The organism is Streptomyces sp. NPDC005811, assembly GCF_040630405.1.
In the GTDB taxonomy this organism is placed as follows: domain Bacteria; phylum Actinomycetota; class Actinomycetes; order Streptomycetales; family Streptomycetaceae; genus Streptomyces.
On the sequence record NZ_JBEXXK010000038.1, the window covers coordinates 89,177 to 102,452 of the forward strand.

9 protein-coding genes are annotated in these 13,276 nt (G+C 72.5%); 4 read left to right on the forward strand and 5 right to left on the reverse strand.

Going from position 1 to position 13,276, the window contains the following annotated elements:
• Positions 1-90: 90 nt before the first annotated feature.
• The 4 genes from ABZ490_RS34025 to fxsT are packed head-to-tail and all read left to right on the forward strand — an operon-like array spanning position 91 to position 8,141.
• Complete coding sequence (locus ABZ490_RS34025) at positions 91-1,095, forward strand: trypsin-like peptidase domain-containing protein (RefSeq protein WP_358998912.1); 1,005 nt, start codon at positions 91-93, stop codon at positions 1,093-1,095.
• Positions 1,092-2,594, forward strand: coding sequence for a hypothetical protein (locus ABZ490_RS34030; RefSeq protein WP_358998915.1), 1,503 nt, complete (start codon positions 1,092-1,094; stop codon positions 2,592-2,594). Before ABZ490_RS34025 ends, ABZ490_RS34030 begins: the two co-directional genes overlap by 4 nt.
• On the forward strand, positions 2,581-3,705 hold the full coding sequence (locus ABZ490_RS34035; RefSeq protein ID WP_358998918.1) for a MoxR family ATPase: 1,125 nt from the start codon (positions 2,581-2,583) through the stop codon (positions 3,703-3,705). Before ABZ490_RS34030 ends, ABZ490_RS34035 begins: the two co-directional genes overlap by 14 nt.
• Positions 3,702-8,141: an FxSxx-COOH system tetratricopeptide repeat protein gene (fxsT, locus tag ABZ490_RS34040; protein WP_358998921.1), complete on the forward strand. Its 4,440-nt coding sequence runs from the start codon at positions 3,702-3,704 to the stop codon at positions 8,139-8,141. Before ABZ490_RS34035 ends, fxsT begins: the two co-directional genes overlap by 4 nt.
• Here the strand turns inward: fxsT and ABZ490_RS34045 are convergent.
• From ABZ490_RS34045 to ABZ490_RS34065, 5 genes are all read right to left on the reverse strand, one after another.
• Entirely contained in the window at positions 8,101-9,963 is a 1,863-nt protein-coding gene (locus ABZ490_RS34045; RefSeq protein ID WP_358998924.1) for an HEXXH motif-containing putative peptide modification protein, read from the reverse strand. The two genes, fxsT and ABZ490_RS34045, sit on opposite strands and share 41 nt — an antisense overlap.
• A gap of 291 nt (positions 9,964-10,254) precedes the next feature.
• The gene (locus ABZ490_RS34050) at positions 10,255-11,526 is read right to left on the reverse strand and encodes a cytochrome P450 (protein ID WP_358998927.1); all 1,272 of its coding nucleotides are present in this window, start codon (positions 11,524-11,526) and stop codon (positions 10,255-10,257) included.
• 31 nt (positions 11,527-11,557) lie between these two features.
• Positions 11,558-12,328, reverse strand: coding sequence for a thioesterase domain-containing protein (locus ABZ490_RS34055; RefSeq protein WP_358998930.1), 771 nt, complete (start codon positions 12,326-12,328; stop codon positions 11,558-11,560).
• Between the two features lie 30 nt (positions 12,329-12,358).
• Positions 12,359-12,535, reverse strand: a complete 177-nt coding sequence (locus tag ABZ490_RS34060; RefSeq protein ID WP_358998933.1) for a hypothetical protein — start codon at positions 12,533-12,535, stop codon at positions 12,359-12,361.
• Positions 12,535-13,272, reverse strand: a complete 738-nt coding sequence (locus ABZ490_RS34065; RefSeq protein WP_358998935.1) for an SRPBCC domain-containing protein — start codon at positions 13,270-13,272, stop codon at positions 12,535-12,537. The genes ABZ490_RS34060 and ABZ490_RS34065 overlap by 1 nt, the downstream gene beginning before the upstream one ends.
• Between the last annotated feature and the right edge of the window lie 4 nt (positions 13,273-13,276).

The window sequence follows — 13,276 nt, forward strand, 5'->3', positions numbered from 1 at the left end:
GTACCGAGCCCGCCCCTCGAAGCCGGTGCCCCTCGTACACTGGGCCGAGGTGTACGGGAACACGTATGGCGTTCGGGGGAGACGATTGCCGTGGGTCCGGAACGGGGTCAGGTGCGGGTGCTGTCCACCGACGGCACGTTGTGGGGAGCGGGTGTCCTGACGTCGTCGCGCGCGTCCCCGGCCCCCACGCTCCATGTGCTGACCTGCGCCCATGTCCTCACGGCGGCGCTGGGCGGCCCCCACGGCGAACCGGTCGTGGTCGACCTGCCGGGACGGGGCTGGAGGGCCACGGCCCGGCTCCTTCCCGGGGCCTGGGCGCCTCCCCCGCCCCTCGACGGCGCCGAACCGGGGGCCGCCGTCGCCGATCTGATGGACTTCGCCGTCCTGGCCGTGGACCCGGGCCACCCCCGCCTGGGGCAGGGTTGCGCTCCGCTCCCCCTCGCGCACACCGGCGCACCGGACGGCCGCCGCGTCGCGGTCATCGGCTATCCCGTCGGCAGCCCCGCGGGTCTGATCGCCACCGCCCGTCTCACCGGGGCCGGCGGGCCCTGCCCCGAGTGGGTCCAGCTGGACGGTCTGCGCACCACCGGGGCGGTGGTGGAGCGCGGGTTCAGCGGTGCCGCCGTCTGGGACCCGGCCGCGGCGCGCGTCATCGGGATCGTCACCGCCGCCCACACCGACCGCGCCGCCAAGGTCGCCTGGATGCTGCCCGTGGAGAGCGTCGCCCGGCTGTGGCCGCCGCTCGCGGACGCCGTGCGGCCCGCGGCCCCGCCGCCGTGCGCTCCGCCGTCCCTCGCCGAGCAGTACGAACTCGCCGACGCCCTGCTGGACGTACCGCAGATCGGGCGCGACTCCGGCCGGCTGCTGCGCGATCTGCTGCCTGCTCCGATCCGGCGCAACATCCGCGACGACCCCTGGCCCCGGCAGCAGCTCCAGGCGGTCGTCCAGGCCTGCGCCGACCACCGGGAGGGCTGCCGGTCGCTGCGTGAGGCGGTACGGGTCCTGGGAGGTGACGCGGTGTCGGTGACCGCGGCGCTGGACGTCCTCGACCGTGTCTGCCGCCTCGGCGCGTCCCGGCCGGGGGCCGGTACATGACGGTCGCCGCGCGGACGGTCCCGAGATATCTGGTGGACGCGGTGACGGAGGTGCGCTGTCTGAGGGACCTCGACGTGCTGCGCCAGCTCGTCCAGCGGCTGTGCCCCGCCTTGATGCCGGAGCTGGACACCACGGCCGGAGCATCCCGCCGCGCGGTCGTCGTCAGCATGATGGAGGACCTGTGCACCCGGCCCGCCGGGATCTCCAGGCTGGTGGAGCACCTGGAGATCCGCGAGGGGAACTCGATCCCCATCCGGCGGCTGAAGGTGGCCACGGCGTCCTGGGAGGTCGAACTCCTCGACGACGAGGACTGGGACGAGCTGTTCGACCTGCTGGAGGGGGTCCGCGTCCCCGATCTCGAGCGGCGGTACTCGGTCTTCCTGTACCACCTGGGACGGCCGACGGCCCCCCTCCCCTGCACCGAACCCTGGACGGTGTTCGTGCACGCGGCCACGCTCAACGCCCGTCCGGGCGAACAGCTCCCCTGCTTCCAGGTGTTGCAGCAGCTGCTGGCGCTGGGGGCGGACGGCGAGCGTCAGCAGCGCATCGTCGACTGGGCGGAGCGGCACGACCTCTTCGGGCCGGACGACCGCGGGGCCGATACCGGGTTCCCGCCCGTCAAAGAACCCCCGGCACCCGAGCGGACCTCCGTATGGGATCCGACCGACTACCTGATCATCCGCCTGCGGCCCCTGCTGGAGGTGAACTCCTCCTCCGGGCACGACACCCTCCTCACCCATTGGCTGCGGGTGCACCCGGACGGCCCGGTCAAGGGCGAGGAGGTCCGGATCAGTCTGGACGAGGCCGAGCGGGAGGTCGCGGCCCTCGTGCGCCGGGTGGAGAGCGACACCGCGTACCGCAGGACGGAGCTGGCGCTCGAATTTCTGCTTCCCAGGCATCTGTTCGCACTGAACGTGGAAGGATGGCGCAAGGCGTCTTTCCAAGGGGTGGGCGGAGTGTTGGGGGAGGACCACCATGTCGTCGTCCGGAGTCTCGAAAGGCTGAGCCGACAGGATCTGCACGGCCGTTGGGGAAGACGGTGGGAGGCCTTCACACAGGGCCGCGCGGGGCGCGTCCACTGGTTCCCGGAGGACGGCCGGTCGCATCTGCTCTCCGAACCCCCTCCCGCGGTCGTCGTCCTCAGCGGACCGCCCGACGGCGCCCGGAGCGGAACAGGGGCGCCCGGAAGCCCGGACGAACTGGTGGAGGCGCTGAGAGCCGGGGCTCCCGTGGTCATCTGGGACAAGTGGGGCGACGGTGGGGCGACCTTCCACACGGCCCTGCGGTCCCTGCTCGGCCGCAAGGATCCACGTCGTCTGCCCGAGGTCGTCAGGGCGTTGCGTATCGCCTCCATCGACGGCGATCCTGAGGGGGATGTGATGGTCGGCCGCCACGTCGCTCTGCTCTGGGACGATCCGAACCGGATGCCCGTCACGCCCGCGGGCACGTCGACGGTTCCTCCCACGGATGGGGAGGAGGCGCCTCTTGACTGGCCCTGACGACACCGCCGTGCCGGATGCCCCGACCAGGGACGCACAGCACCCCCGTTGGTGGATCTACCGGTCGGGCGGCGCCCCGTTGCGCGACACCGTGCTGAGCGACGTCCTCCCCCCGCCCCCGCCCTGGCGGACCTTCGACGGCGGCCCGGCCCTCCCTCCGCCGCCCGAGGACGACACGGAGACCGTGCGCCGGCTCGGCGCCCACCGCCGCGCGGCCCGGGAGGACTCCGAGGCCGCCCGCAAGGAGGCGGAGATGGTGAACTCCGCCCTGCTGCTGCGCCGTCCCCTGCTCGTGACGGGGCGGCCCGGCACGGGGAAGTCCAGCCTCGCCTACCGGATCAGCCGCGCCTTACGGCTCGGACGGGTACTCCGCTGGCATGTCACGAGCAGCACCACCCTGACCGGCGGGCTCTACGCCTACGACGCCATCGGCCGGGTCCAGGACACCGCCGCCCGCACGGCCGCGGCGGGCGACGGCCCGCCCCAGGACGGCCGGGCCGCCCCCCTCGAGGTCGGCGACTACATCCAGCTCGGCCCGCTGGGCACCGCGCTTCTCCCCCACGCCGAGCCACGCGTGCTGCTCATCGACGAACTCGACAAGAGCGATCTCGATCTCGCCAACGACCTTCTCAGCGTCTTCGAAGAGGGTTCCTACGCCATTCCGGAATTGCTCCGGAGCAGTCGCAGGAACCCTTCGGCGACGGTTCTGACGGACGATCCGGACCGGACCGCGGTGATCACCGGCGGAACCGTCACCTGCCGCGCTTTCCCCATCGTCGTCATCACCTCCAACAGTGAACGCGAATTCCCTCCCGCTTTCCTCCGCAGATGCCTTCTGCTGGAAATGCCGGAGCCGGACGAGAACGACCTCGCCGACATGGTCGCGGCACATTTGGGCGACGACACCGTGGCCGAATGGGGCGGCGAGATCATCGCCCGTTTCCTCGACCGCAGCCGGGAACGCGGCGGCCTCTCCATAGACCAGTTGCTGAATTCGCTGTACCTTGCCAGCTCCGGCCGCCTGGACGATCTCGACGGCTCGGTCACCGAATTCTGCGAGCGGGTCTGGCACCGCCTGAACGGAGCCGGTCCCGGAGCGAGGCCCCGGTGACGGGGGCGGCTGAGGGTTCGTCACCGCGGCCGTCCCGACAGGAGTTGCTGGACGCGTTGTACCTGGCCGCGTGCCAGGACGCGGCGGCGCCGTATCCGTACCGCGTCTGGCGCCCGGAGAACCCGCCGGAGCCGCGCGGTTCCCGGCCGACCTCCGGGGCGGACCGGCGCGGCCCCGGCGGCCGGAACGGGTCTCCGGTCACCCGGACGGACCCGGGCCGCGACGCACCCTCTCCCGCGGCCCCCGAGCCCATGCCCCAGGAGCCCCGAACGGCACCGGAACCGGGTCCCGCGGCCACCGGGGCCGAGCCCGAACACCGGACCGAGCCGGAGTCGAGCCCCCCGGGGCGGACGGTGAAGCGTCCGGACACCCACCCGTTCGTGGCTCCCGCGCTCCTGGGGCTTCCGGCGTCCGGACCGGCCCGCGACGGTGGAGCGGCGCGGGGGGCCGGCTCCGCCGCACCGGCCCTGCCGGGCGGCCGCGACCTCGCACGGGCCCTGCGCCCGCTGCGACTGCGCCGCCCCTCCGCGCGCGCCTGGGTGCTGGACGAGAACGCCACCGCGGACGGGGCGGCGGCCGACGGGTTGTGGCTGCCGGTGTGCCGCCCCGCCCAGGAACGCCGGCTGAAGCTGCTCCTGGTCGTCGACGCCCATCCGTCGATGGATCTCTGGCAGGACTCGATACGGAGCCTGAAGGCGGTGATGGAGCAGACGGCGGCGTTCCGCGCCATCGAACTCACCCGCGCCGACATCGCGGGGACCGGGGCACGCATCCGCGCCCTGGGGACCGCGGAGGGCGTGCGTGCGCCCGATCCCGACAGCGTCGTCCTCGTGGTCACCGACGGCCACGCCACGGCCTGGCGCAACGGTGACGCCGCCGCCTACCTGTACTCGGTGGCACGGTTCTGCCCCACGGCGGCGCTGAGCGTCATGCCGCAGGAGTCCTGGGAGATCACCCTCCCTTCGGCCGTCCGGGCGGAGTTGACCACACCCGGGGCGATGGCGCCGAACCGGCTGCTCACGGTCGGGCGGGTGGTCCACGGCTCCCCCGGACTGGGCGACCCCGAACCGGCCCAGCCCGCCGACCCCCTGGCCGTACCCTTGCTGGAGCTGACGCCGGGTTCGTTCGGGCGCTGGGCCCACCTGCTCGCCTCCCCCGGCGGCCGCCACGACCTGGCGGCCCTGCTCACCGGGGTGGACGGCGACCTCGAGGCCCGCCCCGACCGGCCCGCCACCCTGCTCGAACCGCTGCCGGAACACCCCCGCGAGACCGTGGGCCGTTTTGTCGCCCGGGTCTCCCCCACGACCTTCGCCCTCGCCCGCAGGCTTGCCGCCGCCCCGCTCAATCTCCCGGTCATGCGGCTGGTGCAGCGCATGCTCCCCGGCGCCGCCCCCTGGAACCTCGCCGAGATCATGCTGTACGGCCTGCTGCGGCGCGTCCGCCACGACGACGACGTGGAGGACGCCGGACGTGTCTCCTTCGACTTCGCCGAAGGGGTGCGAGAAGAGCTTCTCGGGCTCGGCACCCGCCCGGAGACCATGAGCGTCCTGCGCCAGGTGTCGCTGCATCTGGGGCCGCGGCTCGCCACCGCGGTCGCCGGCGGGGAGGCCCTGGTCGCCTGGCAGACGGACGCCCCCGACCCGCCCCTGAACGACCGCACACGGCCCTTCGTCAGGCATCTGCGCACCGCGCTGTGTGCTTTGTCGGGGCCGTATCAGGTACGCGCCAACCGGCTCCAACGTCTCCTGCGCGAAGAGCGGGTGCCGACGCCACCCGCACGCGATACCTACGAAAACATGACGCAGGGTGACGAATCGGATACGGTTGATCATCTCGTAGCATCCGCACCCGCACCGCAGGAATCGCCACCGCCGGCGCCACCAGGAGGTTCCGTGTCCACCGTCGAGCAGTCCACGCCTCCCAGCACCGCACCGGCGCCGCAGGCAGTGCCGAACCCCCGTCGAATCGGGGCGAGCCTACCGCTGCGGAACAGAAACTTCACCGGCCGCGAGGAACTGCTCCAGAAGTTGCGCCAGCGCCTGGCCACCGGTATAACCACTGCCGTCCTGCCCGAAGCCTTGCACGGCATGGGAGGCGTCGGAAAATCCCAGATCGCAATCGAATACGTGTACCGATACGGCAGGGACTATGAACTGATCTGGTGGATTCCCTCCGAACAGATCAACCTGATTGTGCAATCTCTCATCGAGCTCGGGGAACACATGGGATTAAGGGCAGGCGCCGACCGAAGCGCCGTGCCCGCGGTCCTGGAAGCACTTCGCGTGGGCCAACCCTACTCGAACTGGCTCCTTGTCTTCGACAACGCGGAGAATCCGCAGGAAGTCAGGCAATTCTTCCCGCACAACGGTCCAGGGCGCGTGATGGTAACCTCCCGCAATTCCCAATGGTCGACGCTGGCGAGCTCACTAGAGGTCGATGTGTTCCCACGTTCGGAAAGCGTCGCGCTGATCAAACGACGTAGTCCGCAGATTCCCGACGAAGCGGCCGACAGGCTGGCCGAGGCACTCGGCGACCTGCCGTTGGCCGTCGAGCAGGCCGCGGTGTGGCTTGCCGAGACGGGAATGCCAGTGCACCAGTACCTGGACCTTTTCGAGACCAAGTGCGCGGAACTCCTGGAACTGGCGCCCCCGGCCGACTACGGCCTCCCGGTCGCGGCCGCCTGGAACGTCTCGCTGGACCGTCTCCGCGAGGACCATCCGGCCGCGCTCCAATTGCTCCAGATCTGCGCCTTCTTCGCGCCCGAGCCGATTTCGCGGAGCTTTTTCGAAGCGGTGCGTGGTGTCACCGCACCCCCGGCCCTGCGGGCCGCGCTGGACGACCCCATCAAGTTGTCCCACGCCGTGCGGGAGATCGGCCGTTACGCCCTCGCCCGCATCGACCACCGCAGTTCCACCATCCAGGTCCACCGTCTGGTGCAGCGCGTCCTCGTCGAGCAGATGAACCGTCAGGAACGCGCCGAGATGCGGCACTACGCCCATGAGATCCTCGCCAACGCCGACCCGAGGAATCCCGACCTGCCAGAGGCATGGCCGCGCTACTCGGCCCTGCTGCCGCACGTACGGGCGACCCGGCTGGTGGAGTGCGAGGACGGCTGGGCCCGTCAGCTGCTGCTGAACGAGGCGAGTTTCCTCATCTCTCGCAGCGACTACCAGGAAGCGTTGGAGATCGCCGACGAGGCGGCGGCCATCTGGCGCCAGGCCCTCGGCGACGACCACGAACAGGTCATCACCATGGACCAGAGCCGCGCCCTGGCGCTGCGCTGGCAGAACCGCTACGAGGAGGCGTACAGCCTCCAGGTCGAGCTGGTCGACCGCTGTCGCCGGGTGCTCGGCGAACGCAACGAGACGACCCAGCGCGCGGTGAGCGTGCTGGCCATCCTGTTGCGCCTGCGCGGCGACTTCTACCAGGCCCGCGAGCTGGACCGGACGACGTACGAGACGACGCTGCTCGACTTCGGCGCCCACGACCCCGGGACCCTGCAGGCAGCGCACAACTACACCGTCAGCCTCCGGCTCGCGGGAGACTTCACACGGGCCCTGACGATCGACACGGAGACCTACGAGCGCCGGGTCGAGGTGCTCGGGGACGACCACATGTCGACGCTCAGCAGCCGCTACCAGATGGCGCTCGACTACCAGGAACTCGGCAACGCCAGTGCGGCGAGGTCCCTGCTGACGGATCTGCGGGAGTTCGCACTCCAGCGTCTGGGCCCCGAGCACGACATGACCATCAGGGCGACCCGGGAACTCTCGGTCACCCTGCGCAAGCTGGGCGACCACGAGGGCGCCCTGGAACTCTCCTCGATGGCGCTGAAGATCCTCCGCGAGAAGGCCGGGGAGGACTCGCTGGAGACCGTCCGGGCATCGCTCAACCACGCGACCGACCTGCGTCAGACCGGTGACCTGGCCAAGGCGGTGGAACTCGGGGAGGTCACCATGCGCAGGTGCCGGACGCTGCTGGGCGAGGAGCACCCGCACACCTACGCGACGGCGACGAACCTGGCGGTGACGCTTCGGCTGCTCAATCGGGTCCGCGAGGCACACGAGCTGGATCACGCGTCGGTGGACGGACTCAGCAGGGTGCTCAGCCCGGACCACCCGCGGACCCTCGTGACGCGCACCAATCTGGCCAGCGACCACTATGCGGTCGGCCAGTACGACGAGGCCCGCGCCATGGACGCCGAGCTGCTGGAGCTCAGTCGCCGGCACCGCACCGAGGAACACTCCTCGACGCTGGCCGTCATGCTGAACCTCTCCTACGACCTCAGGGCCCTGGGCGAACACGAGGAGGCGCAGCGGCTGTACGACGAGGCGCTCTCCCGTTTCCGTGACTTCTACGGCGCCTCGCACCAGGCCACACTCGACGCGGAGAACCTCAAACGGGCCAACTGCGACATCGACCTGCTGGGCGTCTGACCTCCGGGCGGGACCGTCGGGAACCGAGCCATCCGGCGAGCTCCTCGACCCCCGGCAGGGGTTCGCCACGCCGGGACAGCGCGGTGTGGAGCGCCAGGACGAGTTCCGGGCGCTCCACCAACGGATTGCCGCGCGGTCCCAGGGCCAGGCCGATGCCGACACACGTGTCCGCGACGGGGGCGGCCCGGCGGTAGAGGCTCAGCGCCTCCTCCTGGTCCCCGCTCACGAGGGCCGCGTCCGCGGCCGTGGCCCCCGTCATGCCCAGCGGGTTCTCCGCACCGGCGGCGAGCTCGGCCCGCACCCGGGCGAAGGCGTCGGGGTCGGCGAGCCGCAGCCGGGCCATGCCGGTCCGGGCTCCCCCGCTCACCGCGGTCATCGGGGCCGTGGTGAGGCGAGCGGCCGGCAGCGGGACGGGCGGGGCCAGGCCCACTCTCCAGAGCCACGCCAGCCGGTCCACGTCGGCGTCGGCGACCGTCAGGTTCCTGGCCCGCCACATGGCCGACGCGTCCTGGCAGCACAGCTCCGCTAGCTGTGCGGGCAGTCCGTGTACGGGTTCGGTCCACCAGGCCGCGGCGGACTCGGCCAGTGCGGCGACGACACGGCCACCGGCGGCGGTCAGACCGGTGGCGTTGCCCAGGGCGGCCAGCGCGGTGCGCACCTGCCAACGCTGCAGGGCGAACTCGAAGTCGGCCCGTGGCCCGTCGGCCGCCCGGCGCCGCAGCCAGAACACGGTGACCCCGGCGAAGGCATGAGCCCCGTACAGAAGTCCCCGCAGGGGGCGCGGGTCGTTGCGCCAGGGAGCGAAGTACACCGGTTCCGGCCCCTCGCGCAGAGGCACGAAGAGGGGGGTCAGATCCCCGAGGGCCGTCAGCAGCTGATGCCATGCCTCATGGACGAAGGTGGCGGCCATCGAGGGTATGTCCCTGCTCAACGACGTCATGACCGCGCCGTAGGCGTCGGGGACGGAGGCGCTGATGACGCGCGGACCGCCCGCGTCCTCCAGCGGGACGACGGAACGGACGGCCCCGGTCACCGCCCGGTACGCCGCCGGATCGGTCGTCCTCAGCATCTCGTACGTGTCGTGGAGCACCGAGCGCCAGTCCCGCACCTCGTCCTGGCTGAGGTCCAACGGGTCGTGCACGGCCCGGAAGTCGCGGTGGGGCGACAGATGATCGAGTACGGCCGGTGTGCCGTGCGGCCCCGCGACGCCCAGTGCGGGCAGCGGCGACCAGCCCTCCGACGGCGCCGAGAGGTCGTGCGGCATGCGCAGTGAACCGCTGTCGCCGTAGACGACCGTCCCACTCGGTCCGCATTCGATCCCCACCAGCGCCCAGTCCCCCCGGCCGACCGCCGCCGTCAGTCCGAGGGACGGCAGCCAGAGCCGACCACCCCGGACCGGCACCCGCAGGGAGCAGCGTGTCCCGGCGCGGATGGCGGCGGCCGCGGCCACGGAGCCCAGCAGCGTCGCGGCGGAGTACGGCGAGGCGCCGTCGGGGGGGACGACTCCGTGTGCCAGCTGCCGCACCAGCTGGAAGGCCCAGGCGGCGACCGCCGGGTCGTGGAACACGGCCTCGACGGCGCCCGGATCCGCGCGCTGTGCGGCACTCAGCAGGTTCCACGCCGCCGCGGGTCGCGTCGGAGGCGCCCCACCGGGCCAGCGTTCCTCAGGGTGCGGGGACAGCTCGAGGATCGCCCTGAGCGCGAGAACGAGCCGACTGCGCTCCGCCGAGTCGAGCAGGGCGACGTCCGCAGCACGGACGTCGCCGACGGCGATCCCCACGAGCGTCCCCGGGGGGACGCGGTAGGGCTCAGGTGTGGTCAACAGTCACGGTCGACCGGTACTCAGGCCTTCCGGACCGCTCCACCGCACATGGCGGCGGCCATTCTGCCCTCGCACAACGGAGCCGCCGTATGGGCCAGTCGCCCCTGCAACTGCGCCAGGGCGTCCGCGAGACCGCTGACCCCTCCGAGTTCGTCTAGGGGGACGCCCGACAGATCGATGAGTCCTGAACGAATCCCCTGTGTGGTGCCCTCCGTGTGCGCCATGTCCCTATGGTGACCGAAGCGGGCCATCTGGGGAAGACGCACTGTCGAGGGCCGGTCGGCCGGTCGGTCAGACCCGCACCGGCAGCCGCGGCAGGCGTGGGGGTGTGCCCGGGACGACCGTGCGGGTCAGGTCCGCGTCGGGGGTGAGGTGGAGGCCGGGGTGGCGGTCGAGGAGGGTGTGCAGGGCGATCTCGCACTGGAGGCGGGAGAGGGCGGCGCCGACGCAGTAGTGGATGCCGTGGCCGAAGCCGAGGTGGCCCTCGGTGCCGTCGGTGGGGCGGCGGGTGACGTCGAGTGCGTCGGGGTCGGGGTAGCGGCGCGGGTCGCGGTTGGCGGAGACGAGGACGAACTGCACGCAGTCGCCGCGCCGGATCCGGGTGCCGTGCAGCTCGACGTCCTCGGCGGCGATCCGCATCCGCACCATGATGTCGGGGCCGCACCAGCGGACGAACTCGCCCACGGCTCCCGGGATCAGCTCCGGCTCGGCGACCAGGAGTTTCAGCTGGCCGGGGTGGGTGAGGAGGGCGGCGAGGCTGTTGACGAGGAGCTGGGCGGTGTTGTCGTAGCCGGCCATGACGACGTTGAGGACCATCGCGACGGCCTCTTCCTCGGTCAGCCGGTGCCGTGCGTCGTCGCGGGCGGCGGCGAGGGTGCTGATCAGGTCGTCGGCGGGGGCCCTGCGGCGCGCGTCGAGGAGGCGCAGCACGGTGGCGACGACGGCCGGGGAGGAGGTACGCAGCCGGTCCGCCTCCATGAGGAGGATGTCGTCGCCCCACTGGCGGAAGACCGCCCGGTCCTCCTCGGGTACGCCGGCCAGCTCGCAGACGACGGTGACGGCGAGGGGGTAGGCGTAGCCGTCGACCAGTTCCAGCACGCCGTCGGGCGAGGCGCGGTGCAGGTCGTCGAGGAGCTGTCCGGTGAGCCGGTGGACGCGGGGGCGGAGGGCCTGCATCCGGCGGGCGCTGAAGGCCCGGTTGACGGCGGTGCGCAGCCGGGTGTGGTCCGGCGGGTCGATGTCGAGGGCGGAGACGAGGAAGTACTTCCGTACGTCCTCGGGCAGGTTGAGCATGTCGACGAGGGTGTGGCGGGGGTCCTCGCCGGTGTGGCCCTCGACGGAGGCGGGGCTGCCGACGAAGCGGGGGTCGCGCAGGCCCTCGCGGACGTCGTCGTAGCGGCCGATCACCCAGACGGGCCGGGTGTCGGTCAGCCAGGCCCGGACGACCGGGCCCTCCTCGCGGATCCTGCCGTAGCCGCCGACCGGGTCGGCGAGCAGGTCCGGGTCGAGGAGCCACGGCTCTCCGGTCGGGCGGGTGAGGGGGGCTGCGGTGGTGGGGGTCATGGTGTCGGCTTCCTGGTGGGGCAGGGGCGGTTCAGAGGATGCGGGTGGCGATGTCGGCGACCAGGTCGGCCTCGTGCGGGACGAGGTAGAAGTGGTCGCCGGGGAAGGCGCGCAGGGCGAACCGGCCGGGGGCGGTCAGTTCGGCCCAGGCGCGGACGGCTTCGGGCGGGCAGGTGAGGTCGTCGCGGCCGGTGTAGGCGGTCACGGGGGCGCGCAGCGGGAGGGGGCGGGTCGGGCGGTAGGCCTCGATGAGGCGGTAGTCGGCGCGCAGCGCGGGCAGCAGCAGGTCCCTGAGCTCGGGGATGTCGTACGCCTCGGACTGGTGGTCGCCGAGGCTGCGGATCAGGGTGAGCAGGGCCGCGTCGTCGCCGTGCCGCACCCCGGCCGGGCGGGCGCGGTGCGGGGCGGCCCGGCCGGAGACCAGCAGATGGGCGGGGCGGACGCCGCGGGACTCCAGGCGGCGGGCGACCTCGTAGGCGACGGCGGAGCCCATGCTGTGCCCGAACAGGGTGAGCGGCAGTCCGGTGAAGGGGGCGAGGGCCTCGGTGACGGCGTCGGCGAGGTGGTCCATGTCCTCGACGCACGGCTCGGCCAGCCGGTCCTGGCGGCCCGGGTAGCGCACGGCGAGGAGTTCGGTGTCGTCGGGCAGCCGGGCGGGCCAGGTGTGGAAGAGGTGGGCGGTGCCGCCGGCGTGCGGGAGGCACACCAGTCGGCGGGCGGGCCGCGGCGCACGGCAGGGGTGCACCCGCAGCCAGCGGTCGGCGGTGTGCGGCCGGGATGCGGTGAGGGGGGTGACGGCCACGCGGCCTCCTGAGGGGCTGGGAACCAAGGGCTAGCGGAACGCGCCGAACCGGTGGGAGCCGAGCAGCGACAGGAAGTGGGGGAGCTGGTCGACGGCCCGTTTGGGGACGTGCGCGGTCTGGACGGTGTCCCGGCGCAGATCGGTGACGACGAGGGTGTACACGCCGTTCTCCTCGACGAGTTCGGCCGAGTAGAGGGGGTTCTCCATCAGGGGGCCACCTCCGCCAGCCAGGTGTCCCAGGCCTGGGCGGCCTCGGTGTCGTCGCCGGGGGCGAACAGGTGGTGGCCGAGCCACAGGGGCCAGCGCCAGGGCCCGCCGTCGTAGAACCGGTAGAGCGCGTCGGCGGTCCGCAGTCCGAGGAAACCGGGCTCGCAGCCGTCGAGGACGGCCTCGACGGGTGGGCCGGCCCGGTGCGGCGGGGTGATCTTCACGGTGTCGCCGGGTCCTGCCGCGGCGGGCAGTCCGAGGCGCTCGCGTACGGCGGTGAGGGCGCCCGGGGCGGCCGCCTCGGGGCGGGTGGCCCGGATGTAGCGGGCGGGGCGGCCGGCGAAGTGGCCCAGGTACTCGGAGAGGCTGTGGCGGTAGAAGTCGAAGTGCTTCTCGGCGGCGTCGGCCCGCAGGTCCCAGCCCTCGTCGGGGGTGCCCGGGTGCACCCAGTGGATGCCCAGGGAGAGCCGGGTGAGGGTGTCGTCGTGGGGTTCGACGGTGTAGTCGAGGGTGTTGGAGAAGCCGTCCTCGCCGTCGGCGCGGCAGGCGAAGCGGTGCGGCGGCCGCCATTCCAGGACGGTGGCCGAGCCGCGGGAGACCGCGCCGCCGACGCGGGGTTCGATCTCCATCGGGTAGAGCCAGCCGAGGTTGCCCTCGGCGGTGGCGATCGCGTTCCAGACCTGTTCGGGGCGGGCGGGCAGCAGTTGCTCGCGGCGCACCCGGAACTCGCGGGGCATGCGC